The organism is Maricaulis sp. D1M11 (assembly GCF_047308265.1).
In the GTDB taxonomy this organism is placed as follows: Bacteria; Pseudomonadota; Alphaproteobacteria; order Caulobacterales; family Maricaulaceae; genus Maricaulis.
Genome location: NZ_JBKQWY010000007.1, coordinates 204231 through 230342, shown reverse-complemented (window position 1 = coordinate 230342; position 26112 = coordinate 204231). Strand labels below are relative to the sequence as shown.

The 26112-nt window shown below is 60.6% G+C and carries 25 protein-coding genes; 12 read left to right on the top strand and 13 right to left on the bottom strand.

Going from position 1 to position 26112, the window contains the following annotated elements; translation table 11 throughout:
• Positions 1-59: 59 nt before the first annotated feature.
• Positions 60-722, bottom strand: coding sequence for a fused DSP-PTPase phosphatase/NAD kinase-like protein (locus tag RMQ97_RS12055; RefSeq protein ID WP_413661133.1), 663 nt, complete (start codon positions 720-722; stop codon positions 60-62).
• Positions 723-825: 103 nt separating this feature from the next.
• Here RMQ97_RS12055 and RMQ97_RS12050 point away from each other — a divergent pair, with 103 nt between their 5' ends.
• From RMQ97_RS12050 to RMQ97_RS12035, 4 genes are read left to right on the top strand one after another with little or no spacing between them, the layout of a single operon-like run.
• The gene (locus RMQ97_RS12050) at positions 826-1581 is read left to right on the top strand and encodes a lysophospholipid acyltransferase family protein (RefSeq protein ID WP_413661132.1); all 756 of its coding nucleotides are present in this window, start codon (positions 826-828) and stop codon (positions 1579-1581) included.
• The gene (locus tag RMQ97_RS12045; protein WP_413661131.1) at positions 1578-2900 is read left to right on the top strand and encodes a 3-deoxy-D-manno-octulosonic acid transferase; all 1323 of its coding nucleotides are present in this window, start codon (positions 1578-1580) and stop codon (positions 2898-2900) included. Before RMQ97_RS12050 ends, RMQ97_RS12045 begins: the two co-directional genes overlap by 4 nt.
• Positions 2897-3907 carry a tetraacyldisaccharide 4'-kinase gene (lpxK, locus tag RMQ97_RS12040; RefSeq protein ID WP_413661130.1) on the top strand — a complete coding sequence of 337 codons (1011 nt, stop codon included), beginning with the start codon at positions 2897-2899 and terminating at the stop codon, positions 3905-3907. Before RMQ97_RS12045 ends, lpxK begins: the two co-directional genes overlap by 4 nt.
• Before the next feature lie 39 nt (positions 3908-3946).
• Positions 3947-4846 (top strand): lysophospholipid acyltransferase family protein, encoded by a 900-nt coding sequence (locus tag RMQ97_RS12035; protein ID WP_413661129.1) that lies wholly within the window; start codon positions 3947-3949, stop codon positions 4844-4846.
• Between the two features lie 3 nt (positions 4847-4849).
• Here the strand turns inward: RMQ97_RS12035 and RMQ97_RS12030 are convergent, their stop codons facing one another.
• The 3 genes from RMQ97_RS12030 to xseA all read right to left on the bottom strand — a co-directional run bounded on the left by RMQ97_RS12030 (position 4850) and on the right by xseA (position 7552).
• Positions 4850-5752, bottom strand: a complete 903-nt coding sequence (locus tag RMQ97_RS12030; protein WP_413661128.1) for a M23 family metallopeptidase — start codon at positions 5750-5752, stop codon at positions 4850-4852.
• The gene (locus RMQ97_RS12025) at positions 5749-5988 is read right to left on the bottom strand and encodes a DUF2093 domain-containing protein (protein ID WP_413661127.1); all 240 of its coding nucleotides are present in this window, start codon (positions 5986-5988) and stop codon (positions 5749-5751) included. Before RMQ97_RS12025 ends, RMQ97_RS12030 begins: the two co-directional genes overlap by 4 nt.
• Positions 5989-6055: 67 nt before the next feature.
• On the bottom strand, positions 6056-7552 hold the full coding sequence (xseA, locus tag RMQ97_RS12020; RefSeq protein WP_413661126.1) for an exodeoxyribonuclease VII large subunit: 1497 nt from the start codon (positions 7550-7552) through the stop codon (positions 6056-6058).
• A gap of 106 nt (positions 7553-7658) precedes the next feature.
• On the opposite strand from xseA, the gene purD reads away from it, so the two are divergent.
• The 4 genes from purD to RMQ97_RS12000 all read left to right on the top strand — a co-directional run bounded on the left by purD (position 7659) and on the right by RMQ97_RS12000 (position 11487).
• On the top strand, positions 7659-8936 hold the full coding sequence (purD, locus tag RMQ97_RS12015; RefSeq protein WP_413661125.1) for a phosphoribosylamine--glycine ligase: 1278 nt from the start codon (positions 7659-7661) through the stop codon (positions 8934-8936).
• 113 nt (positions 8937-9049) lie between these two features.
• Complete coding sequence (locus RMQ97_RS12010) at positions 9050-10114, top strand: phosphotransferase (protein ID WP_413661124.1); 1065 nt, start codon at positions 9050-9052, stop codon at positions 10112-10114.
• 42 nt (positions 10115-10156) lie between these two features.
• A complete protein-coding gene (locus tag RMQ97_RS12005) occupies positions 10157-10903 on the top strand; it encodes a TSUP family transporter (RefSeq protein WP_413661123.1) in 747 nt (248 codons plus the stop codon).
• Positions 10900-11487, top strand: coding sequence for a GNAT family N-acetyltransferase (locus RMQ97_RS12000; RefSeq protein ID WP_413661122.1), 588 nt, complete (start codon positions 10900-10902; stop codon positions 11485-11487). Before RMQ97_RS12005 ends, RMQ97_RS12000 begins: the two co-directional genes overlap by 4 nt.
• 32 nt (positions 11488-11519) lie before the next feature.
• Here the strand turns inward: RMQ97_RS12000 and RMQ97_RS11995 are convergent, their stop codons facing one another.
• The 3 genes from RMQ97_RS11995 to RMQ97_RS11985 all read right to left on the bottom strand — a co-directional run bounded on the left by RMQ97_RS11995 (position 11520) and on the right by RMQ97_RS11985 (position 15443).
• The gene (locus tag RMQ97_RS11995; RefSeq protein WP_413661121.1) at positions 11520-12455 is read right to left on the bottom strand and encodes a hypothetical protein; all 936 of its coding nucleotides are present in this window, start codon (positions 12453-12455) and stop codon (positions 11520-11522) included.
• Between the two features lie 84 nt (positions 12456-12539).
• Positions 12540-14609: a hypothetical protein gene (locus tag RMQ97_RS11990; protein WP_413661120.1), complete on the bottom strand. Its 2070-nt coding sequence runs from the start codon at positions 14607-14609 to the stop codon at positions 12540-12542.
• 477 nt (positions 14610-15086) lie between these two features.
• Positions 15087-15443 carry a VOC family protein gene (locus tag RMQ97_RS11985; protein WP_413661119.1) on the bottom strand — a complete coding sequence of 119 codons (357 nt, stop codon included), beginning with the start codon at positions 15441-15443 and terminating at the stop codon, positions 15087-15089.
• 84 nt (positions 15444-15527) lie between these two features.
• On the opposite strand from RMQ97_RS11985, the gene RMQ97_RS11980 reads away from it, so the two are divergent.
• The gene (locus RMQ97_RS11980) at positions 15528-16271 is read left to right on the top strand and encodes a helix-turn-helix transcriptional regulator (protein WP_413661118.1); all 744 of its coding nucleotides are present in this window, start codon (positions 15528-15530) and stop codon (positions 16269-16271) included.
• Here RMQ97_RS11980 and RMQ97_RS11975 read toward each other — a convergent pair.
• Together RMQ97_RS11975 and tadA are read right to left on the bottom strand one after the other, a co-directional pair.
• The gene (locus RMQ97_RS11975) at positions 16268-16687 is read right to left on the bottom strand and encodes a hypothetical protein (RefSeq protein ID WP_413661117.1); all 420 of its coding nucleotides are present in this window, start codon (positions 16685-16687) and stop codon (positions 16268-16270) included. The genes RMQ97_RS11980 and RMQ97_RS11975 overlap by 4 nt on opposite strands.
• Positions 16688-16775: 88 nt before the next feature.
• Positions 16776-17264 carry a tRNA adenosine(34) deaminase TadA gene (gene tadA, locus RMQ97_RS11970; RefSeq protein ID WP_413661116.1) on the bottom strand — a complete coding sequence of 163 codons (489 nt, stop codon included), beginning with the start codon at positions 17262-17264 and terminating at the stop codon, positions 16776-16778.
• A gap of 37 nt (positions 17265-17301) precedes the next feature.
• Between tadA and RMQ97_RS11965 the strand changes: the two genes are divergently transcribed.
• The 3 genes from RMQ97_RS11965 to RMQ97_RS11955 are packed head-to-tail and all read left to right on the top strand — an operon-like array spanning position 17302 to position 19954.
• On the top strand, positions 17302-18189 hold the full coding sequence (locus RMQ97_RS11965) for a pseudouridine synthase (protein ID WP_413661115.1): 888 nt from the start codon (positions 17302-17304) through the stop codon (positions 18187-18189).
• A gap of 5 nt (positions 18190-18194) precedes the next feature.
• Positions 18195-18773, top strand: a complete 579-nt coding sequence (rsmD, locus tag RMQ97_RS11960; RefSeq protein WP_413661114.1) for a 16S rRNA (guanine(966)-N(2))-methyltransferase RsmD — start codon at positions 18195-18197, stop codon at positions 18771-18773.
• A gap of 59 nt (positions 18774-18832) precedes the next feature.
• Positions 18833-19954, top strand: a complete 1122-nt coding sequence (locus RMQ97_RS11955; protein WP_413661113.1) for a hypothetical protein — start codon at positions 18833-18835, stop codon at positions 19952-19954.
• Here RMQ97_RS11955 and mutL read toward each other — a convergent pair.
• The 4 genes from mutL to ileS form a co-directional block, all read right to left on the bottom strand.
• Positions 19951-21840, bottom strand: coding sequence for a DNA mismatch repair endonuclease MutL (gene mutL, locus RMQ97_RS11950; RefSeq protein WP_413661238.1), 1890 nt, complete (start codon positions 21838-21840; stop codon positions 19951-19953). The two genes, RMQ97_RS11955 and mutL, sit on opposite strands and share 4 nt — an antisense overlap.
• A 79-nt stretch (positions 21841-21919) precedes the next feature.
• Positions 21920-22462, bottom strand: a complete 543-nt coding sequence (locus tag RMQ97_RS11945; protein ID WP_413661112.1) for a DUF3035 domain-containing protein — start codon at positions 22460-22462, stop codon at positions 21920-21922.
• Positions 22463-22538: 76 nt separating this feature from the next.
• Positions 22539-23129 (bottom strand): signal peptidase II, encoded by a 591-nt coding sequence (gene lspA / locus RMQ97_RS11940; protein ID WP_413661111.1) that lies wholly within the window; start codon positions 23127-23129, stop codon positions 22539-22541.
• Positions 23113-26097: an isoleucine--tRNA ligase gene (gene ileS / locus RMQ97_RS11935; RefSeq protein WP_413661110.1), complete on the bottom strand. Its 2985-nt coding sequence runs from the start codon at positions 26095-26097 to the stop codon at positions 23113-23115. The genes lspA and ileS overlap by 17 nt, the downstream gene beginning before the upstream one ends.
• Positions 26098-26112 lie beyond the last annotated feature (15 nt).

Below are 26112 nucleotides of genomic sequence, written 5' to 3'. Positions count from 1 at the left end.
GAGCTGTGGGAAAATGGGCTCATATCTGATGAATCAAGGGGGTATAAAAAATACCCGGCCTATTCCCGGCGCAGGATTCCCTCAGTGAGGATTGAGCCCCACCAGCTCGCCATGAAGCCGTTATGCACTGCCATACGGTCATATTCCGTCCGCACCCAGGTCATGAAATCCATGGGCGTATGCGCATTGAACTGGCGATAGGTTTCGAAGAAATAGTCGAGCATGCCTGTCTTGCCCGCCTTGACGTGCAGATATTTCAAGGAGAGGTGGCGAATCGCGTCTTCGAACGGCTTGTTTTCCTTGGTCAGGAGATAAAGCACCGAGATGATTCCCGCCCGGTCCGCACCGGATTTGCAATGGATCAGCGCGGGATACTGGATCGAGTGAAAAATCTCCACGGCCCGTTCGATCCGATCAACATAGGGGGCTTCGCGCGATCCGAACGGCAGATCATGCATCTCCAGACCCAGACGATCACACGCATCACGTTCAAGTGCATAATAGCACGCATGGGGCTGCGTTCCGCGCACATTGAGAATGGTCTTGAAGCCCTGGTCCGCCAACTCTTCCAGACGCTCGGGCGAGGGCTGGTTGGACCGCCACATGCCACCGCCCACCTCGTGCATGTTGTGAAAGCGTTTGCGGAGGATTCCGTGGTCCTTCCACATCAGATCCTTGTAGGCGCGCTCCCGGTCCGCGGGATTGGAAAGATCGTAACTCATAGCCATGCATCCTTGTTTCCCCGCATGTACGCGCAAGAATGCGTCGCGGCAACCGCGACAGGTGCTTGACCTTTTGGCCGCAGGGAGCGAGCAAGACAGGGTTATGTTGAAACGATTGCTCTCCCGTGCCTGGATGCAGGAGATCGTGGGCTTCCTGGCCATGATCTATGTCGAAACCGTACGCCACTCCATTCGCTGGGAGGTGCGCGGTGATGAATACATTCACGAGGTGTGGGCAAAGAACCAGCCCATCCTCGGCGTGGTGTGGCATGGCCGCATCCTAATGGCCCTGCAGGGCTGGTATAAACACCGCGATCGCATGGTTGCCCTGGCCTCGAAATCGCGGGAAGGCGAAATCGGAGCCCGCTTTGCCCGCTGGTACAAGGTGGGACTGGTACGCGGTTCGTCACACAACAAGGCCAAGGCCCACAAGAACAAGGGCGGCAGCAATGCCTACCGGCAGATGGTCGCGCATCTCAATTCGGGCGGATGTGGTGTGGTGACGCCCGACGGCCCGCGTGGACCGCGCATGCGTGCCGGCTTTGGTGCTGTGTGCATGGCGCGCGATACCGGTGTGCCGATCGTGCCCTTCACCTGGTCGACCAGACGCAAGACCGTCCTGTCCAAGGCCTGGGATCGCCATGCCCTGCCGCATTTTTTCACCCGGGGCATAATCATCTGGGGCGAGCCCATTCATGTGCCCGCTGATGCGACCGGCGCACAGATGGAAGCGGCCCGTGAGGCCATGGAACGACAATTGCTGGATCTGACCCGTCAGGCCGATGAGGCCATGGGCGGTGAAGTGGTGCAGCCCGCCGATGATCCGCGAGGTCAAAAGTTCGACGAGGCCCGTGTATGAGCCTGCCTCCCAGCCTGACCGCCTATCGGGCGCTCATTCGGCTGGCGGCGCCGATCGCGCCTTACTTGCTCAATCACCGCGCCCGCCGGGGCAAAGAAGACACAGCACGTCTGAACGAACGCCTGGGACGGCCGACGATCACTCGGCCTGAACAGACGCTGGTCTGGATGCACGGGGCCAGCGTGGGGGAAAGCCTCGTTCTGGCGAGCCTCGTCGACGAAATGAGCGGTCGCGATCCCGCCTTGCGCTTTCTGGTCACCACCGGCACGACCACCTCGGCCGAATTGATGAGCAAACGCCTGCCATCCACCGCCATGCACCAATATCTTCCCGTTGACACGCTGTCGGCCGTTGAGGGGTTTCTCAGCCATTGGCGCCCGGACCTGGCGGTCTTCGCGGAAAGCGAGATCTGGCCCAATCTGATCATTGAAACGGCACGGCGCGGCACGCCCATGGCGCTCGTCAATGCCCGGATGAATGCCCGCTCCTTGCAAAACTGGCGCAAACGTCCCGACACGGCCCGCTGGCTCCTGTCGTGTTTTGACTGGATCGGGGCCGCAGACCACCAGACCCGGGACGGGCTGGAGGATCTTCTGGGCGAACATGTCACGCTGGCAGGCAATCTGAAACTGGAGGCCAAGCCGGCGCCTCCGGATGCCCATGAGCTGAGCCGGGCAAAAGTGGCCGCGGCCGGTCGACCGGTCTGGCTCGCCGCCTCGACCCATGAGGGTGAGGAGGCTCGTGTGCTCGACGCCCATGCCCGCATTCTGGCCGACAAACCTGATGCGCTGCTCGTTCTGGCCCCGCGTCATCCCGATCGCGGTGATGCTGTCGCCCGAATGATCAAACAGCACAAACTGTCGGCCGTGCGGCGCAGTCGCGATGATATTCCCACTGGCGACCATGAGGTCTGGCTGGCGGATACGCTGGGCGAAATGCAGATCTGGTTTCACCTCAGCCCGGTTGCGTTGATCTGTGGCAGTTTGAAAGACGGGATTGGCGGGCATAATCCGGTCGAGGCGACACACGCAGACTGTGCCGTTCTGACCGGGCCGCATGTGGCCAGTTTTGACGATCTCTACGCGGCCTACCGCGCCGAGCGAGCCGCAGAGGAAGTCAGCTCCGCCGAAGAGATCGCGAATGCGGTTCTGCGGAGCTGGACGGGCCAGGGTCCGCAGATCGATACCGCGCGGCAGGTCCTGTCCCGGGCATCCGGCGGCGCGATGGCCAGTACGCTTGAGGCCCTGTTCGACTTGTTGGCTCCACGCGATGACGACACACCCGACCTCATTCCCGGCCCCCACGGGAGCCGATCATGAAGGAACCAGACTTCTGGTCCCGTCCGTCCCACACACTGAGTGACAGGATCCGCGACGGCCTGCTCTCGCCTCTCTCGACTCTGTATGCCTGGGCAGGCCAAAGGCGACTGGACAAAACCGTCAGCATGGATCCGGGCATTCCCGTGATCTGTATTGGAAACCTGACGCTGGGTGGAACGGGCAAAACCCCCCTCACCCGGCATATCCAGGCCTGTCTGACGGACATGGGGCATCGCCCCGCCTGCCTGTCACGGGGTTATGGCGGTCGCGAACCCGGACCGCTGCGTGTTGATACAGATCGTCATTCTGCGATGGATGTGGGGGATGAACCGCTCCTTCTGGCCCGCGACGGCGAAGCCTGGATTTCCCGGGACCGACCCGCAGGCGCCCGCGCGATGGCTGCCGACGGGGCCACGGTCATCCTCATGGATGATGGACACCAAAATCCAAGCCTGGCCAAAACCGCCTCGCTCGTGGTGATCGACGGTCGTTCGGGCTGGGGCAATGGACGTGTCTTTCCGGCCGGGCCTTTGCGTGAACCGGTCTCGCGGGGTCTCGCGCGCGCGGACGCGATTGTGGTGATGACACCGGATCGTGATGCTCTGCCTGACTATACAGGCTTGAAACTGGACGAGTTGGAAATCCCCGTTTTCCACGCCTGGCTGGCCCCGTGCGCCCGCCCGCCGGATGGCCCCTTGCTGGCGTTTGCCGGTATCGGAAAACCGCAAAAGGTCTTCGACAGCCTCGCACTGGCCGGCGCCGATCTGGTCGGGACCGAAAGCTTCGCCGACCACCATGTCTACACCACCGCCGAGATCGATGCGCTGTTCCAGCACGCCGCCGCACTCGATGCGCGACTGATCACAACGGAGAAAGACTGGGTCCGTCTCCCACCTGCAGTCCAGGAACAGGTTCTGGTCTGGCCAATTGAGGTGGAGTTTGCCAATACAGCTGCCTTCGATGAGCTCTTGCGGCGTGTGCTGGACGATGCACGCCCAGCGGACTAGACCTGTCTCATGATAGAAGCACAGCGTGACGCAAGCCGAATGACACGGCTCGGTTGGCGGTTCGAGGCCTTGGCCTGGGATCTCTACAATGCATGGTATCGCGCCAAGTCAATCGATGAGGCCTCGGATGCCGGCGCTGCGCTGATCAAGCGATTGGGGCCGCTGACCCCCACGCATGAGATCGCGCGCATCAATATGCAGCGCTGCTTTCCTGATGCGGATCCCGTAGAGATCGATCGCCTGCTGGACGGCATGTGGGAGAGTTTTGGCCGCTTTGCGGGCGAGATGCCGCATATGGGCGTGTTCGCCACACCGGAATTTCATGACCGTGTCGAGTTCATCGGCCGGGAACGACTTGAAGCCGCACGCGATGCCAACAAGGCTCTGGTTCTGGTGGGCATGCATCACTCGAACTGGGAGATTGCTGCCGCCGCGATCATGCAGACCGGGCTCAATTGCCACATCACCTACCGGCCCGCCAACAATCCGTTGATCGACGATCGGATCACCGGCACGCGGCAGGATTACGGGATCAAGCTTCTCACGGCCAAGGGCGGAGATGGTGCCAAATCACTCATGTCAGCGCTGAAACGCGGCGAGTCCGTGGCCTTGATGAACGATCAGAAGATGAATGACGGCATCAGCGTCCCCTTCTTCGGACACCCCGCCATGACAGCCCCCGGACCGACCCGCCTGGCCTTGCGTTATGATCTGGATATCGTGCCTATCTCCGTACACCGGCTCGAGGGTGCGAGCTTCCGTGTGATCGTGCATGACCCGATCGAGAAATCCGAACATCCGGATCGTTCAACCGCCATCTCAGAAACGGTGACGCGGATCAGTGCCTGGGTCGAGCAAGAGGTTCGCAAAACACCGGAACAATGGTTCTGGGTGCATCGGCGCTGGGCCAAGGACGTCTACAAAAAGCCTCGCGCCTAACACTCACTCGGTCGGAATGTCGAGATCCAGCAGGGTTTGCGGATCCGCATAGAACTGATTGCGCAGTTTCACACGCCAATCCAGATGCGGACCGGTTGACCGGCCCCCCGCCCCGATATCGCCGATCAACTCGCCTTGTTCGACAATCTGGCCGGTTTCTACATGAACTGCGCTGAGGTGCAGGAAAGCACTCACCACGCCCTGGCCGTGATCGATAAAGATCAGACCGCCTTCATAATACATGTCGGCTTCAGCCAGGGTCACAAGGCCTCCAGCGGGCGCCACGACCGGCGTGCCGGTTTGATTGGCCCAGTCGATCCCCCAGTGCACACCGCGTTCAGCGCCATCATTGTAGATGCGCGCGGAGCCGAAAACGCCCGTCATGACGCCCTGGGAGGGCTCCACAAAGCCATCGAGATACCCCACCCCGTCCCATACGGAATTGAAGGCTTCCTGTTTTTGCGCATATTCTCGCTGACGCCGCGGCAGAGTAGACGGATCCGGATTGACCGTCGCTCCCGGCACGCCATTGACGCGTTGAAGCGCGTAATCGCGTTGACCAATTTCACGAACTTCATCCACGATGACAGTGCCGTCAGCCAGTTCTACGCGGAAGGGCTGAGGTGTTTCCGTCTGACGCGGCAAGGCCAGGACGGCCCATCCGGCCACATCGCCTGTCGCCTCGATACCGCCGAGATTGATACGACTTCCCGGCCCGTACTGGCAGGCGATGAAGTGACTTTCCGTAAACTCGCCCACACACCCGGTCTGCGGCTGAGCCTGTGACAGAGAGGCCGGTTCGCGCGTTTCCAGCAGGGCCGCGATGGGGTCCGCAGCCTGGTCCGCCTCGATGGCCGGGGCCGTCTCCAGGGTCTGGAACGCAAGGGTCAGGGCGAGGATCATCATGTCTGGGCCTGTCCGGGGTGAAGCTCACGCCAGCGATCTGTCGCGACAAGGCTGTCTCGATAGGCTTCCTGCTCATCGACATTCCAGTATCGCAACTCGGTCAGGGCGATTTTCTCACCGGTTACGGCACACTTCACCCAAGCGCCCGGCTTGAGGATGATAAAATCTGAATCGCCGTATTCGAGGATGGCCTCACCCTGGAATTCGGCACCAAAAGACGTGCTGATATCACTCATGTTCCTGTCCTAACATGGCTTGCCTGACGCGTGAATGACTGAAGCAGAAACGTGACAGGCATCGGTATCAGAAGAGCTGGCCCTGGCCGGAATCCGAGGACCGTGAACCGGGCTTTGCGGACCGTTTGCGCGGCGTTTTCTTGTCGGACACGGCTCGGGATGATGATGCTGGGAGCTGCGAGACCGGCGGAGATGATACAGGGGGTGGCGGGGAGGTGCCCTCGCCGACTGTTGCCGCGCGGCGACCGTCTGCGAACTCCAGAGACACAACAGCCCCGTGGTTCAGATCGGCGGACTGGCGAACCAGCTCACCCTCATGATCGCGCACCAGGACAAATCCACGCTTGAGCACGGATTGATGTGACAGGGCATCCAGGCGTTCGCCCCAGTTCTGCAGCGCCTGTCGCCGATCCCTGTGACCCCGTGCGAATGCGGGAGCCAGTCGCGAGGCCAGATCACGCGCACGGTCAAGCTTCTGGCGGATATCCCGCTCCAGCGCGGCAGGTTTCAGACCCGCTGCGGCCACAGCAAGACGGCTGCGGCGCTCGGTGAGGCCGGCCCGGGCAAGACTGTCCAACCGCTCGGCCACAAGATCGAAACCCTGTCGTTTCAGCGCCAGGAACTGCACTGGATTGGGGAGCGCACGCGCCAGTCCGCGCAATTCCGTACGGCGGCGTTCCAGAAGGCGAGACAGTCCCGAGACCAGGCGCGCATTATAGTCCTGAAGACTGGCGACCAGATCGACACGGACCGGGACCGCCATTTCTGCCGCCCCGGTGGGAGTGGGCGCCCGTCGGTCTGAAACGAAATCGATCAGCGTGGTATCGGTCTCGTGGCCCACAGCCGAGATCAGCGGAATCTGTGACTCCGCCGCGGCCCGCACGACGACCTCTTCGTTGAAAGCCCATAAATCCTCGATTGATCCGCCACCCCGCGCAACAATCAACACGTCCGGGCGCGGAATCGCACTCGCATCTGTCAGCGCATTAAACCCGCGAATGGCGCCTGCGATCTGTGTCGCCGCCTGATCGCCCTGCACCAGTACCGGCCAGACAAGAACATGACGCGGAAACCGGTCACGCACACGGTGCAGAATATCGCGAATCACCGCGCCGGTCGGCGATGTCACCACACCGATCGTCTGTGGCAAAAAAGGCAGGGCCTGTTTCCGCTCGGTAGCGAACAGACCTTCGGCAGCGAGCGCTTTCTTGCGCTCTTCCAGCAAGGCCATCAGCGCACCGGCACCGGCGGGTTCCATCGTGTCGACGATCAACTGATACTGGGAGCGGCCCGGATAGGTGGACATGCGCCCTTCGATGATCACCTCCAGACCTTCCTCCGGTCGGAAGCGGAAACGGGCGGCCGTGCCTTTCCAGGCAATGGCATTGATGACCGCACGATCATCCTTGATATCGAAATAGACATGGCCGGATTTGGCGATGGTCACACGCCCCAGCTCGCCGCGCACACGCACGTGTCCGAATGCATCTTCCACGGTCCGCTTGACCGCTCCGGCCAATTCGGAAACCGAGTATTCTGGCGTATTGCCCATCGAGTCTGCCATGGGATGAGACCTAAGCCGCATTCTTTCCTGCGGCAATGGTGAAGGGGACTCGCCGAGCAGGACAAGTTAGGATAGTCATGCCGCCTTCTAGCAGATGAGGCCCTTTATGAAGGTTCTTCTTGTCGGTTCCGGCGGGCGCGAACACGCCCTCGCCTGGAAGATCGCCCAAAGCGCTGAGCTGACCGAACTCCATGCTGCCCCTGGCAGTGCCGCGATAGAGGATCTGGCGACTTGCCATGATGCCGATGTGTCCGATCTGGACGGTCTTGTGGAACTCGCCGTGAAACTGAACGCCGACCTTGTTGTCGTGGGACCGGAAAACCCCCTGTGCGACGGGCTTGCCGACAAGCTGCGTGCGCATCGCATCGCCGTGTTTGGCCCCAGCGAAATGGCCTCCCGGCTGGAAGCTTCCAAGGCGTATGCAAAGGATTTCTACGCCCGGTACAAAGTCCCGTCTGCGCGGTATGGAATTTTTTCAAACGCGGGCGAGGCCAAGGCGTTTCTCAGTGAATTCGAACCGCCCTACGTGCTCAAGGCCGATGGTCTGGCCGCCGGCAAGGGCGTGGTGATTCTCGAGGACCGCGCCGAGGCCGAAGCCGAGATCGACGCCTTCCTCAGCGGCAAGTTTGGCGCAGCCTCCCAGACCCTGGTCATCGAGGAATTCATGGCAGGCGAGGAGATTTCGATCTTTGCCCTGTGTGATGGTCAGTCGGTGACCTTCTGCGGAGCGGCCCAGGACCATAAACGCGTCGGCGAAGGCGATACCGGTCCAAACACCGGCGGTATGGGCGCCTACTCCCCCGCGCCGATCGGCACCGCTGAACTGATCGAAACCGCAATGACCACGATTATTCAGCCTGTCGCTGACGGGCTGGCGAAGGAAGGCGCTCCCTTCCAGGGTGTCCTGTTCGCCGGTCTGATGGTGACCCCTGAAGGTCCCAAAGTCGTGGAGTTCAACATCCGCTTCGGCGATCCGGAATGCCAGGTTTTGATGAAACGCATGAACTCAGACCTCCTGCCCTATCTCAAGGCCTGCGCGACGGGCGGGCTGGCCGACCTCCCGCCGATCGACTGGGATGATGATCCGGCGATCACTGTGGTCATGGCAGCCAAGGGCTATCCCGGCGCGTACGAAAAAGGCTCAGTGATCAACGGGGTCGACAAGGTCAATATGATCGAGGGTGTGCGGGTCTTCGAAGCCGGAACCGCCCGTAACTCCAAGGGCGATCGTACAGCCAATGGTGGACGTGTGCTTAATGTCACCGCCTCTGGCGAGACCCTGCACTATGCGGTCGATCGGGCCTACACGGCTGTGGATGCGATCGATTGGCCCGACGGCTTCTGTCGCCGCGACATCGCCTGGCGTGCCCTGAAGACACATTGAGCGCACCCACAAGGGTTTGACTTCGCTCTCGCAACGGGCATGTTTCCTCTCAACAAGAACATATGAGGGGAGATAAAGATGATGCAGGTCAAAACCCTGACGGGCGGTCACGCATGAGCGAGCTGGATGAGAGCTTTTCCGGCACCAAGGCTGTGGCCGACGCCCTGAGCTTTGACGAAAACGCCCTGGCGGACTGGATGACATCGCATGTCGATGGTTTTGCCGGTCCACTGACCGTGAGCCAGTTCAAGGGCGGACAATCCAACCCGACCTACAAGCTCGACACGCCGGGCCGGTCCTATGTGCTGCGGCGAAAACCCCCGGGCAAGCTCCTGCCCTCGGCCCACGCGGTGGATCGCGAACACAAGGTGATGAAGGCCCTGGGTGAACAAGGCTTTCCCGCGCCCCACATGTTCGCACTGTGCATGGACCGCGAGATCATCGGGACGGAATTCTATGTGATGGATTTCGTGGAGGGCCGCATTTTCTGGGACGGGCTGTTACCCGATGTGCCCAAGGAGGAGCGCGCGGCCATTTATGATGCCTCCAATGCAACGCTTGCCCATCTGCACGCCATTGACGTGGAGACCGCCGGGCTGAGCGATTACGGCAAGCCGGGCAATTATTTTGAACGGCAGATCGCGCGGTGGACCAAACAATACCGGGCTGCTGAAACCGAACCGGTCGACGCGATGGACCGCCTGATCGAATGGCTGCCCCAGGCCGCGCCGCAACAGGAACACACCTCGGTCGTCCATGGTGATTATCGCCTCGACAATATGATCTTTCATCCCACCGAACCGCGTGTCATCGCCGTTCTGGACTGGGAATTGTCGACTCTGGGAGACCCGCTCGCCGACTTCACCTATCAGCTGATGGGTTGGGTCATGCCGCCGGAAGTCCGGGGCGGGTTTTTGGGCATCGACCTTGCGGCACACGGAATTCCTGCCATGGAGACCTATGTCGAGGCCTATTGCCAGCGCACCGAACGTGACGGCATTCCCGAGCTGGATTTCTACTTTGCCTACAACATCTTCCGCCTCGCCTCGATCGTTCAGGGCGTCTACGCCCGGGCTCTGCAGGGCAATGCATCCAATGCCAAGGCCATGGAAATGGGCAAGGCCGTGACCCCGCTGGCCCAGGGTGCCTGGGGATTTGCAAAGAATGCGGGGGCCTAGCTCCCGCAAGAGCGTGACACCCCGCGTCCGGGGGGCGGCCGCTTGACCGCCGCCATTCTCCTCCTCGCCACATTTGTCACCGCCTTCATTTCCGGCGTATTTGGCATGGCCGGCGGCTTGGTCCTGATGGGCGTGCTTGCGCTCATCCTGCCGGTCTCCTCGGCCATGGTGGTGCACGGCCTCATTCAGAGCGTCTCCAATGGCTGGCGGGCGGTCCTGCTGGTGCGATGGCTGGATTGGCGCATTCTGGGCGTTTATGCGCTGGGATCGGCCCTGGCTGCGGGCGTGCTGGTGTGGTCAACTTTCGAGCTCGACAAGGCCTGGCTGTTCATCCTGCTGGGTCTGGTGCCCGGGGTGATCTGGGTCCCCAAGCGCTGGCTCCACCTGGATGCAGCCCGTCCATTGCACGCCATTGCGTGCGGCGTGACCGTCACCGGGCTCAATGTGATTGCGGGAGTGTCCGGGCCCCTGCTCGACGTCTTTTTTGCCGACACCGAGGCAGACCGCCGCACCATTGTTGCGACCAAGGCGGCGACCCAGGTACTCTCCCACGGCGTCAAGATCGCCTATTACATCCTGCCTGCCCTCAGCGCTGCCGCCCTGCCCGGCGTGCAATGGCTGGTGCTCGCCCTGCCATTATCCATCCTGGGCACCACGCTGGGCGCACGCTGTCTCGAACGGATGAGCGATCTCCAGTTCCGCCAGTGGACGAAATACATTGTCTCGGCAATTGGTTGTATCTATGTCGTGCGCGGGCTTGCCCTGCTGACCCAAGGAGGCTCTGCGTGACCCCGACTGCCCTTCAAAACAAACATGTCCGCCTTGAACCCCTACGGGCGGATCATCGCGCGGTTCTTCGTCCGCTCGCAGACGATCCCGAGCTGTGGGCACTGACCACAATCCGCGGCGATGGCGCGTTTTTCGACGCCTGGTTTGACCTGATGCTGGGTCAGCATACCTCCGGCCGCCAGATCTCCCATGTGGTGTACAAACAGGACAGTGGCGAGGCTGTTGGACATTCCGCCTATCTGTCTCTGGCACCCGAGCATAAACGCCTGGAAATTGGCTGGACCTGGTACATCGCATCGGCCCGCGGCACATCTGTCAATCCCGCGGCCAAGCTCCTGCTCCTGGAACAGGCCTTTGCCACCGGCGCCCGTCGGGTGGAACTCAAAACCCATGGACTGAACGAGCGCTCTCAAAACGCCATGCTGAAAATGGGCGCGACCCGCGAAGGCGTTCTGCGCCAGCACACCCGAACCTGGCGCGGAGATTGGCGCGACACGGTGTTTTTCTCCGTGCTCGATACGGAATGGCCCCGGGTCAAGAACGGGCTCACAGCCCGGCTCGACCCGGCAGGCGGAACCCGCTGAATTCAGGTCCCGCCCCCCGGTCCATGTGCGGGTCAGGCGTCTTCCAGCTCCTTGGCCCCGACCGTCTGGGTCGCAGCGGCATAGGAGACGCGGGCCATGCGTTCGGACCATTCCTGCATGGCCGTGTTTCCGGTCGCAGCCCAGTTTGCAGGGTCCTCGTTTGCGACATCCGCCACGCTCTGCCAGTCTGACGCGATGGACGCGAGAGCCTTGAAGGCCGTGGATTCATCCTGCACGACCGCATCCAGCTGGTTGATGACCAGATTCATCTGGGCCAGATCGGCTGTGGCAGCATCGAGCGCTGCCCACTCCGTCTCCAACTGCCCCAGAATCTGCTTGGCTTCCTGCGACAGGACGATCTGGTCGATCACCGTGAAGCCTACCTGCGTCACCCCCTTGAGAAGCGGTGCAATCGGGTCTTCCTCGGTCGCCACATCGACGCCCACTTCGATCACCGTAGCAACGATCTGTTTGGCATTGTCGATCGCGTCCTGCGAAATTTTTTGCTCATCCTGGTCAAACTGATCATTGAGCTGTTTCACAATCGCTTCGATCTGGGCGATCTTCGCTTTATCCGCATCCCGGATGCCATCGGCAATGGTCTTGAGGGAATCCAGCAAAGGCTGCCCCCGGCTGATGAGGCTGGCCACGTCATCACCCACCACAATCGCCCTCGGGGTGGCTTCACCCTCTTCGAACAGGATGGATTGGACCTCACCTTGCGTTACGGCGTTGAGACCGTAGAGCTTGTTGATCTCATAGGCCTGGGCCAGGATCTGGGCGTTGACCAGCCCCTCATAATACTCCTGCCAGATATCCTCCTGCCAGCGCAGAAAGTCCTGGACCGTATCCTGATGCACCGGATCATTCTTGATCTGGGAGGGCAGGGTCACGGCCTGAGAGGCCATCAGATAATTGTTCACCGTGATGAGTTGGTTGAGAATGTCGAGAACCGGCAAAAGCGCCATGGCTCCATCTCCTTGTCAGAGAAACAAAAAAGTCTGAGAAACAAAAACCCCACCCGGATGAACCGGGTGGGGCGACAGGTCTGATCAGCCCTGCGGCAGATCCGGCAATTGTGTCCAGCTATTGGGCCCAGCCTGGCTGTTCAGGCGCCAGGTATTGCCCTCATTGTCTGTATAGTAGACGACGTCGGTATCGCTCACGAAACACCCGGTCGCATTGGGCTGCAATGCGGTTGAGGCGCTCGGATTGACCGTGTTGTCTATGGCATACAGTTCCAGCGCCGGATCGGAGCTGATGATGTATTGGTCACACGTCGTCATCTGCGCGACCTGGCTGATGGAACTGCCGGTATTACCGCCATTGATCAGCTGCCCCGTGCCCACATCATAGACATAGCAGTTCAGATTGCTGTCCACGAAGGAGAGATAACCACCATTGCCATTGATCGAGACACAGAGGCTGGAATTGATCGTTTCCCAGCCACCATTCTCGTACACATAGACCTGCTGGCTATTGGTCGAGAGGGCAAACAGCTTGCCACCGGCCACGGCGATCTGTGACGGCGCGTCGGTGTTGGGCATCGCCGGAAGTGCGGTCCAAGCCTGACCACTGCCGCTGTATTGATAGACCTGGCGGTCCGACATCGTCTGATTGATGGCATAGATCGTTGTGCCATCCGTGGTGACCGCAGCCGCCGGGAAGGTCGAGATTGTCGTCCAGGCATTGGATGACGCGTCATAGGTCTTAACGTTATAGGTGCTGTCGACCGGGGTCGGCGTGCTTTCCGAACCATCAATCGGCGCGCCATCAATGCCCACCACAATTGACCCGGCCGCGACAACCGACAGAGCGGTTTCCGGCAGTTCAGACCAGGTATTGCCGCCCTCGCTATAGTGGAAGACTTGGCCAGCCATATCGATGGCGTAGACATCCGAACCTGTGGGCGAGAAGCTCGTGGGATGGGGCAGCATGATGGAGGTCGGCCAGATATAGGCGCTGAGATTTTGCAGAACCGCAGCAGCCCCCACAATCGTATTCCACTCGTCTTCAGCCTGATCCAGATTGCCGGAATCAAGATCGCTGATCGCCGTATTCACATCATCGGCGAGGGTCTGATAGAGCGTTTCCAGCTGTGTGAGTTCCTGCTGGGCTGCCGCATTCATGGACGCAAATCCGCCCACCTGGTTGGCAAAAGCCGATACGGAGGCTGCCGCACTCTGATCGGCCTGACGCCAGGCTTCATCATTCTGGATCTGTGCTTTGAGCGTGGCAATTTCGCCCTTGAGCAATTCGATCTCGGCAATCGCGAAGTAAGCACCCACTGCACCGCCGGCAATCATGATCCAGCCAATGGGATTCCAGAAATTCACCAGGCCGATCAATCCGACCGTGATCGCTGCGGCAGCGGCAAAACCCAGACCGATGATCTTGGAGTTATCGCTGTCGATCTTGTCGTTGCAGTTCTGGATGTCCTGGTTCAGCGCATCAATCTCGGACTGGTAGGCCGCGATCAATTGCGCAAGCACACCCGTCGTCGCGGCCGTCTGCAGGGTTTCTGCCGCGGTCTCCAGATTGGTGCCCAGCGTAATCATGGACTGTTTCAGCGACTGGATATCCGGCAATTCGGCCCCAATCAGCGATTTGAGCTGATCGAGGGTCTGATCATAGGCGGACGAGCCAGGCGTTTCAGCCTTCAGGATCGTGAATTTGCCCAGGACACTCTGATTGATGGTCTGGAACGTGGTGGGTACCGAGACAAGCTGAGAGAAAATACTCGGTGCGCCCGATCCCTGTTGCGTATTGATCCAGGCACCGGCCTGACCCTGGAACGTGGCAAACTGGGTCTGGAACTGATTGTAGGCCGCCTGAAGCTCGGCATTGTCAATGCCCGGCCCCGGGGGTGTTCCACGGAAGGTGACATTGGGCAGTGCGGCTTCGCGCAACGCATAGACATAGCCGCTGATGGCAGCCACGCTGAGCACGGACACAGAGCTTTGAGCCACCATCTGCAGGGCCAGACGCCCCATCTCGGTCTCGGGCTCGATCGTGTTCAGTGTCTTGATCGCTTTCGACATCATCATGCGCCGGCGTTGACCCAGACGGATCTCCCGGTCTTTGCGAACCGCCGAGCTGGCGGGGATATCGGTCATTGTCATGGTATTCCTCCCAGGGATTTGGCGCGCACGACCTCATGGCCGCGCGGTAGTCTTGCCCGCGAGCACACACCGGTCGGTCATGCCGCCGGGCCATGTCATTTCACCTGAACCAGAACACGCCTGGGGCGGAGAGATCTGAACGGGTTCATTCACACCCGACTCGGGATCTGTTCTCGCGACACATCGATGTCTCTCAGAACGATGACCGTCGAAACGATGATCGCCGGATCGATGATGGTCAGAACAGACGTCCACCCCGGAGCGCCACGGCGATACTGAACTCGCGCTCCCGGGAAACCATAACCAAAGCCGGCGACTATTTAAAGGTGCATTAGTTTAAATTGTCCCGCAAAGGGTGTTTCTCGTCTTACTTCCTCCGGGACAATTTTAGGCAGCCCTCAAACACAAACGACCCGGCGCGCGCGAGGCGGCCGGGCCGAACCGGATCCAACAGATCGGTCTGTTAGGGTGCAGATCCTAGTCGAAAAAGGCGATCTTGTTATTGTCCAGATCTCGAACATAAGCGGAGAATTTCGGACCGCGCTGCCCCGGCTCGCCTTCACTCGATCCGCCCAGTGCGATGACACGCTCGAACAAGCGACGCACCTCATCGGACGTGTCAGCCTGAAATCCCAACATGGTGCCATTGCCATGGGTTGCCGCTTGACCGTCAAACGGTTTGGCAAGCGCAAACGTGAAATCCGCCCCGCGCCAATAGACCATGCGCTCTGTGGCATGAACCTGGCTGATCCCGCTGTTCTCGAACAGGCTGTCATAAAAACGGGTTGCCGCCTCAAGGTCATTCGTCCCGAAACAGATATAGTTCATCAGCATGGTTTCATCCTTCTGGTGCTGTGCATTTCAACTCTGTCTCACCTGGATATCGCCTAATACGCCATTTTATGACATATTTCTTGGATGCCCCGCACACACGCCAATGACCGTATCCGACGCATGGACCTGATTGCCGCACAGCTCAAACAGGACGAGCTGTGCACAGTGAAAGGGCTTGCACACCATTTCGGGGTCAGTGAACGCACCATTGCCCGGGATCTGGGCCTGATGCGCGAACGCGGTCTGCCGATTGATTCCGACCGGGGCCGAGGAGGCGGGGTCCGGCTGGATCGCAATTGGGGCGTGGGCCGGTTGAACCTTGCTTATGCCGACGCGGTCGACCTCTTGATCAGTATCGAGGTCGCCGAACGCATGGGCTCTCCCCTGTTTCTGGCCAACCTGGCTTCGGTACGCCGTCAGCTCATCGCGTCTTTTTCACCCGACAAGCGGGCACGAGTGGAGCAATTGAAGTCCCGCATCCTGATCGGCCCATCCGCCTCACTTCAGGTGCAATCGCACTTCACACCGCCTGATAAATCTGTCGTCCAGGCCTTGCACCAGGGATTCATGGACCAGGACTGTCTGGACATTGGCTATACCCGCGAAGACGGGCAGACCTCCCGGCGCGACATCGAACCCCACTACCTGCTTCTCAAATACCCGGTCTGGTATGTGATTGCCCATGACAGTCAGAAAGACAGGCCGCGCACATTCCGCTGCGACCGCATGGACACAATCCAGCGCACGGGGCGTCGGTTCAGTCTGAAACCGGTGGAGTATTTTCTTGAAGACGGCGCGGCATCCCCTGCCCCGCCCGTCGATGTCTAGCCGTCCAGACACCGTGTGCCAGGGCCGACCAGACGACCATCCCGAATTTCCAGCGGGACATATCCGTGTGCATCCGTCAGCACCAGATCCGTTCTCTGACCGGGCAGAATATAGCCGGTCGCCTCGGCTTGCCGAGCCGCCGCCTGGATGACGAGTGTGGGTATCTCCGGCTGAGCCCGGCGCAGGACAAAACCGGCACCACTGAGTTCCGGTATGCTGGACGACACCTCGATCTCGCTGGCCATGGCCGCGATGATACCGTTCTCGATCAGCACATCCTGACCATCATAGCGACCACCCGCATCCTCGATTGTGACCTGACGGATCAGAAGGTCCGGCGCTTCGCATCGGGTGGACACCACATTCGCGCTAGATCCAAGAAGCGTCAGGCTCAGGGCAATACTGGTCGCAATCATAAAAGGCCTCATCCGATGGACAGGACCTCGTAGAACGGGTTCGCAAACCTTTTATGACGAAACGGCAAATATAAGTCCGTGTACTGATTTATATACTTTTTCGGTCCACGCGATGTTTGCGCTTGGCGCGAAAGAATTCGCGCAGAATTTCAGAGCAGTCTTGCGCCAGCACACCTGACACGACATCCGGCTTCCAGTGACAGGTCTGTTGCTCAAAGAATCGCGGGCCGTGTTCCACCGCGCCGCCTTTTGCATCCGAGGCCCCATAGACGAGACGTCCGATGCGGGCATGGCTGATCGCCCCCGCACACATGGCGCAGGGTTCAAGCGTGACGAATAATTCGAGCCCGGTCAGACGATAATTGCCTTTCATCTGACCAGCCTTTCGAAGCACATCAATCTCAGCATGCGCCGTTGGATCATGAAGTGTAATCGGACGGTTATGGGCACTCGCCACCACCAGATCCGTCTCCGGGTCGACCAGGATCGCCCCGATCGGAGCTTCGTCAGCGGCAGCTGCCGCTTGCGCTTGGGCCAGTGCCAAACGCATAAACGCTTCATCGCGGGTGTGTGTCATTGGATCCGCCTAGCGATGCTGCATAGAAAGATCAAGCTTGACCGACTCCGCCGACACGTCCGAACGCATCGCCAAATACCTTGCCCGCGCCGGCATCGCCTCGCGCCGGGAAGTGGAACGCATGATCGAGGACGGTCGGGTGAGTGTGAACGGCAAACGCCTGACCACCCCCGCCTTCAAGGTCACCGGTGGGGAACGGATCGAGGTTGACGGAAATCCGGTCGAACCTCCCATGGCCACCAAGCTCTGGCGGTATCACAAGCCCGCCGGACTGGTCACCACGCATTCCGATCCCGAAGGTCGTCAGACCGTATTCGACACCCTGCCGAAGGAGCTGGGGCGCGTCATCTCCGTCGGCCGACTCGACCTGAATTCGGAAGGCCTTTTGCTGCTAACCAATGATGGTGAACTCTCGCGTGCCCTCGAACTGCCCTCCACCGCATGGACCCGACGCTATCGCGTTCGTGCATTTGGCAGTGTCACCGAAGACGCTGTGCGGCAATTGCGGGCCGGCATCACCGTGGACGGCATTCGTTATGGCGCGATGGATGTCGAGATCGAGCGGGAGACCGGTTCGAACAACTGGCTGACCATTGGTCTGCGAGAAGGCAAGAACCGCGAAATCCGGCGTGCACTGGAAGCAGTCGATCTGAAAGTGAACCGGCTGATCCGTGTCGCCTATGGCCCCTTCCAGCTGGGCCAGCTGGACCGCGGTGAGGTCAAATCCGTGCCCGGACGTGTGCTGGAGGATCAGTGCGCTCACCTGGTCGAGAATATGAACACAACATCGGGCCAGGCGCGTCCCAAGGGCCGCCCGCAAAATCGCGCCCCGTCCCGGGGCCGAAAACCGGCTGCGACAGGGGCGACGCGGACAGGAAAACCCCGACGACCGGCCCCGGGCGGTAAACCCTGGCAGAAGAAATAGACCTCATGCGTATTGTCGGTGGACGTTTCAAAGGTCGTGCGATCGAGGCCCCGAAGGGACGCTCGACACGGCCCACCTCGGACCGGGCCCGTGAGAGCCTGTTCAACCTGATCGAACACGCCCCCTGGGCCCCGCCCATCGAGGAGGCGCGGGTCATGGACCTGTTCGCCGGATCCGGTGCCGTCGGGCTGGAAGCCCTCTCGAGAGGTGCCAGTTTTTGCCTCTTCGTTGAAACCGAAGCTGCGGCCCGCGGCACCATTCGCGACAATATCGACTATTTCCAGTTCTTCGGCGTCACTCGCCTGCATCGCCGGGACGCGACATCGCTCGGGGACAAACCCGCCAATCTGGGCGCTCCCTTTGATATTGTCTTTCTCGATCCCCCTTACAACAAGGGGCTGGGCGAAAAGGCCCTGGCCCGACTGATCCGGGGCGGATGGGTGCACGAACACTCCATCGCCATTCTGGAAGAGGCCGACGAGGCGGAGATTTCTCACGAGGGATGGACCAAGCTGGACGAGCGTTTATACGGTGCGGCCCGAATGCATTTCCTCGCCCCGATCCTGCCGGATTCACAGGCTTAAACCCAATTTAAACTGCCCGGTTGTATTGTGTGCACTTCGGATCGAACTGGAGTGCCCTGGTGTCGCAGAGCCCGCATCGCAATCTCGCCCACATCCTGAAAAGCGGATCAACAGCGCGGATCTTGAACCTGCACCGGGTCGCCCTGCAGTATGGCGACACCGACGAGCATGGGGCCCAGCCGATCTTCCACAACAAGCGCCTGAACGAAGCGATCATCCTGAAACACACGCTGCGTCCGCATGAACGCGAACGTGTCTCCGCAGACCGCATCAATGCGACCAAGGTGATCTTTCCGCTCTCCAATGATGACCTGCGTCTGGGCGGCTACAGCCTGTTTGTCGAACAGGCCAATCTTCAAGACGCCCTGCACGAGGCGATTGGCAAGGACACCAATCCCGAAAAACTGGCGGCCGATCAGGATATCCTCGAAGAAATGGCCCGCCTGCCCTCGCTTGACCCCTATCTGCTCAATGAGCGTCTGCAACAAATGGGTCGCAAGGCGGCCCGGTGCTATTTCGACATCACGGAAGCGGACATGGAGCGCGTGCAGACCTATGTGGTCGGAGAAATCCGGCGCCTGGTCGAGCTCGCCTATCAGATCGAGGGGGCCGAGGCGAAAATCATCTCGACCAAGCTCGCCAAGCTGATCATGCGTGACGAAGCCTCCAAAACACTCGATCCTCTGCGCGAAACGCTGCGTCTGAGCCGTGAGGACTATGTCCAGGGCATGTTCGCCTGGAAGGGGTTCCTCTACTACAAGTGGAATTTCAAGAATATCCGCCCGAGCTTCGAGCCCGTCGCCAAGGATATTCTCAGCCTGCGCCTGATCCGTGCCCATAGCGACGACGAGACCTATCTGTCGCAGGTCGGCAAGGATATTGTGCGGTCACTGTATGAAAAAATCGGGCAGGTCGACACCAATCTTCAAGCCTATGACAAAGCCTTCTCACGACTGGTCAACGAGAATGATGCCTCGGCGTTTCGCGGCTTTTTGCTCAATGCCCCGCAGATGTTCATCACGGCAGGTGAAAACCTGGGCGCGATCAACCACATCAGCTCGTTCTGGCGCTTTCGTTTCCCGCCCGGTCAGCCCCGCCGCGCCGAGGTTGATGACGCGTATGACATTTTCCGCGATTTCATGTCGTCACTGGGTGCCGATGATCAAAGGATGGCCGCCTAGCGCCGGCCAAACAGGCGTTCGATATCCGACAATTTCAGCTCGACATAGGTCGGGCGACCGTGATTGCACTGGCCGGAATGGGGCGTAGCCTCCATCTCGCGCAAGAGCGCATTCATCTCCTCCGCCGTCAGGCGGCGCCCCGAACGGACCGAGCCATGACAGGCCATGGTCCCGACCACATCCTCCAGCCGTTCTTTCAGGCTGAGCGCGGCATCATAGGATGCCAGATCATCGGCCAGATCCCGCACCAGGCCCTGGATATCCAGCTTCTTGAGCAAGGCCGGGGTTTCGCGGACGGCAATCGCACCCGCGCCGAAACTCTCAATGACCAGGCCCAGCTCCTTCAGCTCATCGGCGCGCTCGAGCAACCGCTGCGCCTCGGCCTCTTCCAGATCCACAATTTCGGGAACAAGCCGCATCTGCCGCGGGACACCGGTCTCCGCGATCATTTTTTTCATCCGCTCGTAGACGAGCCGCTCATGAGCGGCATGCTGGTCAACAATGACAATGCCATCACCCGTTTGGGCCACCACATAGGTTTCGTGCAATTGTGCCCGGGCAATGCCCAGCGGCCAGTCCGGTGTCTCAGCGTCTTCTGGTGAGTGAGCCGGGCTAGCATCGGCCGGTGTCATTCCGTCGGTATCCGGTGCAGCCACATCCTCCATTCTGACGGACAGGCCAGGATCGAAGACCGCGGGCTGTTCGGGTTCGGCCGTTTGGGGCTGTCCCCAGGCGGCGAAATGCGCTGACGCCGACGCCGGACGTTGCGGCGCCGGATAAGCGGGCGCGCCCCCTTGTCCGGGACGCACGGCCCCCAGCGCGAAGCCCGCAACAGTCGTGGAAGCTCGGTGTCCGGCACCGGCGAGCGCATGGCGCAGAGCCCCGACGATCAGGCCGCGTACCAGTCCACTATCGCGAAACCGGACCTCGGCCTTGGCCGGGTGAACATTCACATCCACCTGATCCGTTGGCAGATCGACCATTAGAGCCACGACGGGATACCGGTCGCGCGCCAGGAAATCCTGATAAGCGCCCCGCACCGCACCGGTCAGGAGTTTGTCGCGGACAGGACGACCGTTCACAAACAGGAATTGGTGGAGGGCATTGCCGCGCGAATAGGTCGGCAGGCTGGCAAATCCGGTGATGCGAACACCGTCACGTTCCTGATCGATCTCAAGGGCATTATCGCCAAAATCCACGCCGAGGATCGCCGCCATACGGTGTTTGCGACCCTCAGGCCCCAGATCCGTTTCGGCTGCGACACCCAAGCGTTTGCGCCCGTCCAGTGTGAGGAAAAACCCGACATCCGGCCGCGACATGGCGAGCCGCTTGATCATGTCAGAAATCGCCTGGTTTTCCGCCCGTTCGCTCTTGAGGAATTTCAACCGGGCCGGTGTGGCATAAAACAGATCACACACTTCGATCCGCGTGCCATGACGCCCGAGCGGGGCGACAGGCCGTACCGGTTCTACCGCGCCGCCCTCCACGCGGATCATCCAGGCCTCCCCGGCGCCGCGCGCCTGGGAGGTGATTGCGAGCCGCGCCACCGAACCGATGGAGGGCAAAGCCTCACCCCGAAACCCCATGGACCGGATATTGAGCAGATCATCTGCCCCATCCTCATCAATGGGCAATTTCGATGTGGCGTGGCGTTCGATACAGATCGCCAGCTCATCGGCGTCCATGCCGCGACCGTCATCCTCGACGATCAAGCGCACGAGACCGCCGCCTTCCGCTGTCACATCGACACGCAAGGCGCCTGCATCCAGGGCGTTCTCGACCAATTCCTTGATCGCCGACGCCGGACGTTCCACCACTTCACCCGCAGCGATACGGTTGACGGTCTCCGGGGCAAGGCGTCGGATTTGCGGTTTATCGAGGGTCATAGACATAAGGCCAGCCTCCCGGCTGGCCCTGAGTCGGTCAAGTCCGCGGCTCTGTCATTCGTGACAAAGCCCGTCAGGCCTACAGGCCCGGCAGTTTCGGCAGAAGGTTACGATCCCGCTCGATCTCCACCTCACCCCCACCGGTGACGGCTTCGATGGATTCGAGCAGTTCAGCTTCCGCTTCCGGATCAAGAGCGGTCTGATCCACCTCCGGCTGGCTCTCGCCATCACGCCAGAAGAGAACACGATCGGCAAATCCACCGGACTTGCGGACGACCGCTGCACTTTCCCCATCAATGATGGAGCGGATAAACGGATCAGCTGAACCAGCACCGGCATTCGCCACCAGCAAAGCTTCGCCATCACTGCCCTGGAACTGGGCAGACGCGCCGAGCAGCGCGGTCCGTGCCTGCTGGTCCGGATAAACCTCTTCCGGGCGCGGCTCACCTGGACGCGGCGGACGCAAATTGTATTCCGGCGGCACGGTCAGAGGGGCGATCGTCACGGTGCGGAACTCGTCCGGCGTGACCTTGCCGTTCCCGGCCTGTTGAGACAGGGAGCTGCAAGCGGACAATGCCGTTGCACCGGCCATCAGGGCCAGAAGTGTCAGACGCTTGGTCATGCCGATTTCTCCAATCACACAGAGTTGGGAATGTTTTAGCCAAACTTTTGGCCCGCATCCAGCGGGGTTTCAGTATTCAGGCCGAATTCTCGTTTTTGTCATCGCCCAGCAAGATATCCATCAGAAGGGCAGCGACGCCGAGATTGATCGCCACATCGGCGATATTGAAGACATAGGGGAACATCAAACCGCTGAAATCAAGGAAATCCACCACGGCACCATACACCGCACGATCGATGGCATTGCCCAGCGCTCCGCCAATGATGAAGCCAAAGGCTAGCCCTTGCAGAGGCCGCAGCGCCTTGATCGGGCCCCGTCCGGCCAGACCAAACGCCAGCCCCGTCGCGACGACCACCGAGAAAATGACAAGAAGCCACCGTCCCAGAGCATTATCTGCGCCGAGCAGACCGAAGCTCACACCGATATTCCAGACCATGGTGAGATCAAACACGCCGCTGATCTCAATCGCCTCACAGGTGTTGTAAAGCGCATCCGGCGATCTCAGGAACCAGTCCAGACATCCGTCCGGAGACAGATTCAGGCCATGCAGAACCCACAGTTTGGAGATTTGGTCCGAGAGGATCACGCACAGGGCGACGACCAGGCCGAGGCGGCCCGGAGAGTGTCCATCCATCCGGGCCACAAGGCGTTTAAGCGGTGCCAGCATGGGTCGCATCCCAGTGAGCGACGGCATCGGCATCGCGGGCGGACAGATCGGGATAACGCGCATCCGATCCCACATCCGGAAGGATCTTCCAGGACCGGGCACATTTACGGCCCTCGGACAGCCCGGAAACGACCGCCACATCCTTCACATCCTCGAGTGTGAAACTACCGTCCGGCAAATCACCGGCATCGATGAGCGAGGCCTGGCTGGTGATGACGATATCGGCCAGGAAGGCATCCACATCCTGATCCGTCTCGGCGCTGATCGCGTCACGATAGTCCGCGCTTGTGACATAAACTTGCGGATTGGCTTCCAGGCTCGAACCGATGCGCTTTTCGCGGCGTTCGACCTCCAGCGCCCCCGTCACCACCCGGCGCAGACGGCGAATGGTCTGCCAGCGCTCAGCCAGGGCGCCGTCATGCCAATCCCCCGGTGTCACCGGGAAATCTCGCAGATGCACACTGTCGGTCTCGGACGGATGATGAGACAGCCAGGCCTCTTCCATGGTGAACGGCATGATCGGTGCCAGCCAGGCGGTCAGCCGGGCGAACACAGCCTCCATCACGGTTCGTGCAGCACGACGCCGGATTTCGTCCGGACGGTCGCAATACAAGCTGTCCTTGCGCACATCGAGATAGAAGGCCGACAGGTCGACAACACAGAAATTGAAAAGCGCGGCATAGACCCGCTTGAAATCGAAGGTCTTGTAGGATTCGCGGACCAGCCCGTCCAGCTCATGAAGACGGTGCAGCACCCAGCGCTCCAGCGAGGGCATCTCGGCAAACGGCACAGCCTCTGCCTTGTCAAACCCGTGCAGCGCGCCCAGCAGATAGCGCAATGTATTGCGCAGCTTGCGATAGGCATCGACGGAGGTCTGGAGGATTTCCTCGGACATACGCAGATCGTCGGTATAGTCCTGGGAGGCGGCCCACAGGCGCAGGATTTCGACGCCATACTTCTTGGCGATCTCGTTGGGGGCGAGCGTATTGCCCAGAGATTTCGACATCTTGCGTCCGTCGCCGGCCATGATGAAGCCATGCGTCACGACGGCATTATACGGAGCCCGACCGCGCGTCCCGCAGGCTTCCAGCAGGGAAGACTGGAACCAGCCCCGGTGCTGGTCTGATCCTTCCAGATAGACATCTGCCGGCCAGGTCTGTGCACCATCCTCTTCCAGGACAAAGGCATGAGTGGATCCACTGTCGAACCACACATCGAGGATGTCGACGACCTTCTCCCATTCGGCAGGGTCGTATTCATCGCCGAGGAAATCTGCGGACTCCGATCCGAACCAGGCATCTGCCCCGCCCGCCTCGACGGCCTTGACGATCCGGGCATTCACGGCGGGATCATTCAGGACCCGCCCCGTCGCGGTCTCGACAAACATGGTGAGGGGAACGCCCCAGGCGCGCTGACGTGAAATCAGCCAGTCCGGGCGCCCTTCCACCATGCCACGAATACGGTTCTCACCCACACTCGGGGTCCAGGCCGTCTCACCGATAGAGGTCAGGGCCGCATCGCGCAGGGACCCACCGGACGTCATCGGGCGGTCAATGGCCACAAACCATTGCGGCGTATTGCGGAAGATCACGGGCGCTTTGGACCGCCAGGAGTGCGGATAGGAGTGCTCCAGGCGGCCGCGGGCCAGCAGGCGCTCGCACGTGATCAACTGGTCGATCACCGATTTGTTCGCCGGGCCATCCTGTCCCTGTTTCTTGCCATCCAGGCGGATGATGTGCTGGCCGCCAAACAGCGGCACAGTGTCATAATAAGCCCCGTCTGGCCCCACAGTCTGGGGGACGGGCTGGTTCTTGTCGTGCCATTCCGGATTGGCCATCCAAGCAGCATAGTCCTCGGCACCATGGCCCGGGGCCGTATGCACAAACCCTGTACCGGCCTCATCCGTCACATGATCGCCCGGCAGCAGGGGCACGGGATAGGACCAATACCGGTCCGCGTCGGCAAACGGGTGGGAGCAGATGAATCCATCCGGATTGATATCGCGGACACGCTGCCAGCTCTTGATCATGCCCGAACGGGCTGTGTCGTCCCACAGGGCATCGGCCACGATAAAGAGATCATCGACCTTGGCCCAGGGCGTAAACTCGGTCTCGGCCATCTCCGTGACCTTGTAGAGGCCATAACTGACGGAGGGCGAGAAACAGATTGCCTTGTTGGCCGGGATCGTCCACGGCGTGGTCGTCCAGATCACGACATGGGCCCCCACGGCCTCGGCGGGAATGGCCGACCCGTCCTTGCGTACGCCGCGCAGCGGGAAACGGACATGGATCGTCGTGGATGTCTTGTCCTGATATTCGACCTCGGCCTCGGCCAGGGCGGTCTGCTCGACCGGTGACCACATCACCGGGCTGGATCCCTGATAGACCAGACCCTGCTCAACAAATTTCAGGAATTCACGGACAATAGCCGCCTCAGCTTCGTACGCCATTGTGGTGTAAGGGCGATCCCACTCGCCATTCACGCCCAGACGCTGGAACTCTTGGCTTTGCACATCGATCCACTGGGCGGCGTAATCGCGACAGGCCTTGCGGAACTCTTCCATCGGCACCTGGTCCTTGGACCGGCCCTTGGAGCGAAACTCCTGCTCGACCTTCCATTCAATCGGCAGACCGTGGCAATCCCAGCCGGGACGATAAGGGGCGTCATACCCGGCCATTTGATGCGAGCGAACGATGAAATCCTTGAGGATCTTGTTCATGCCCGTACCCAGATGGATATGGCCGTTGGCATAGGGCGGACCATCGTGCAGCACAAAACGTTCGCGGCCTTTCGACTTGGCGCGCAGCGTCTTGTAGAGGTCCATCTTCGCCCAGCGTTCGAGCCATTCCGGCTCTTTTTTGGGCAGGCCCGCACGCATCGGAAAGTCCGTGGTCGGCAGGAAGAGGGTATCGCGGTAATTGCGTTCGGCAGTGTTCGCACTGCCCGTGTCTTGGGAAGAGTCCGTCATCGGATCGCATCCTTC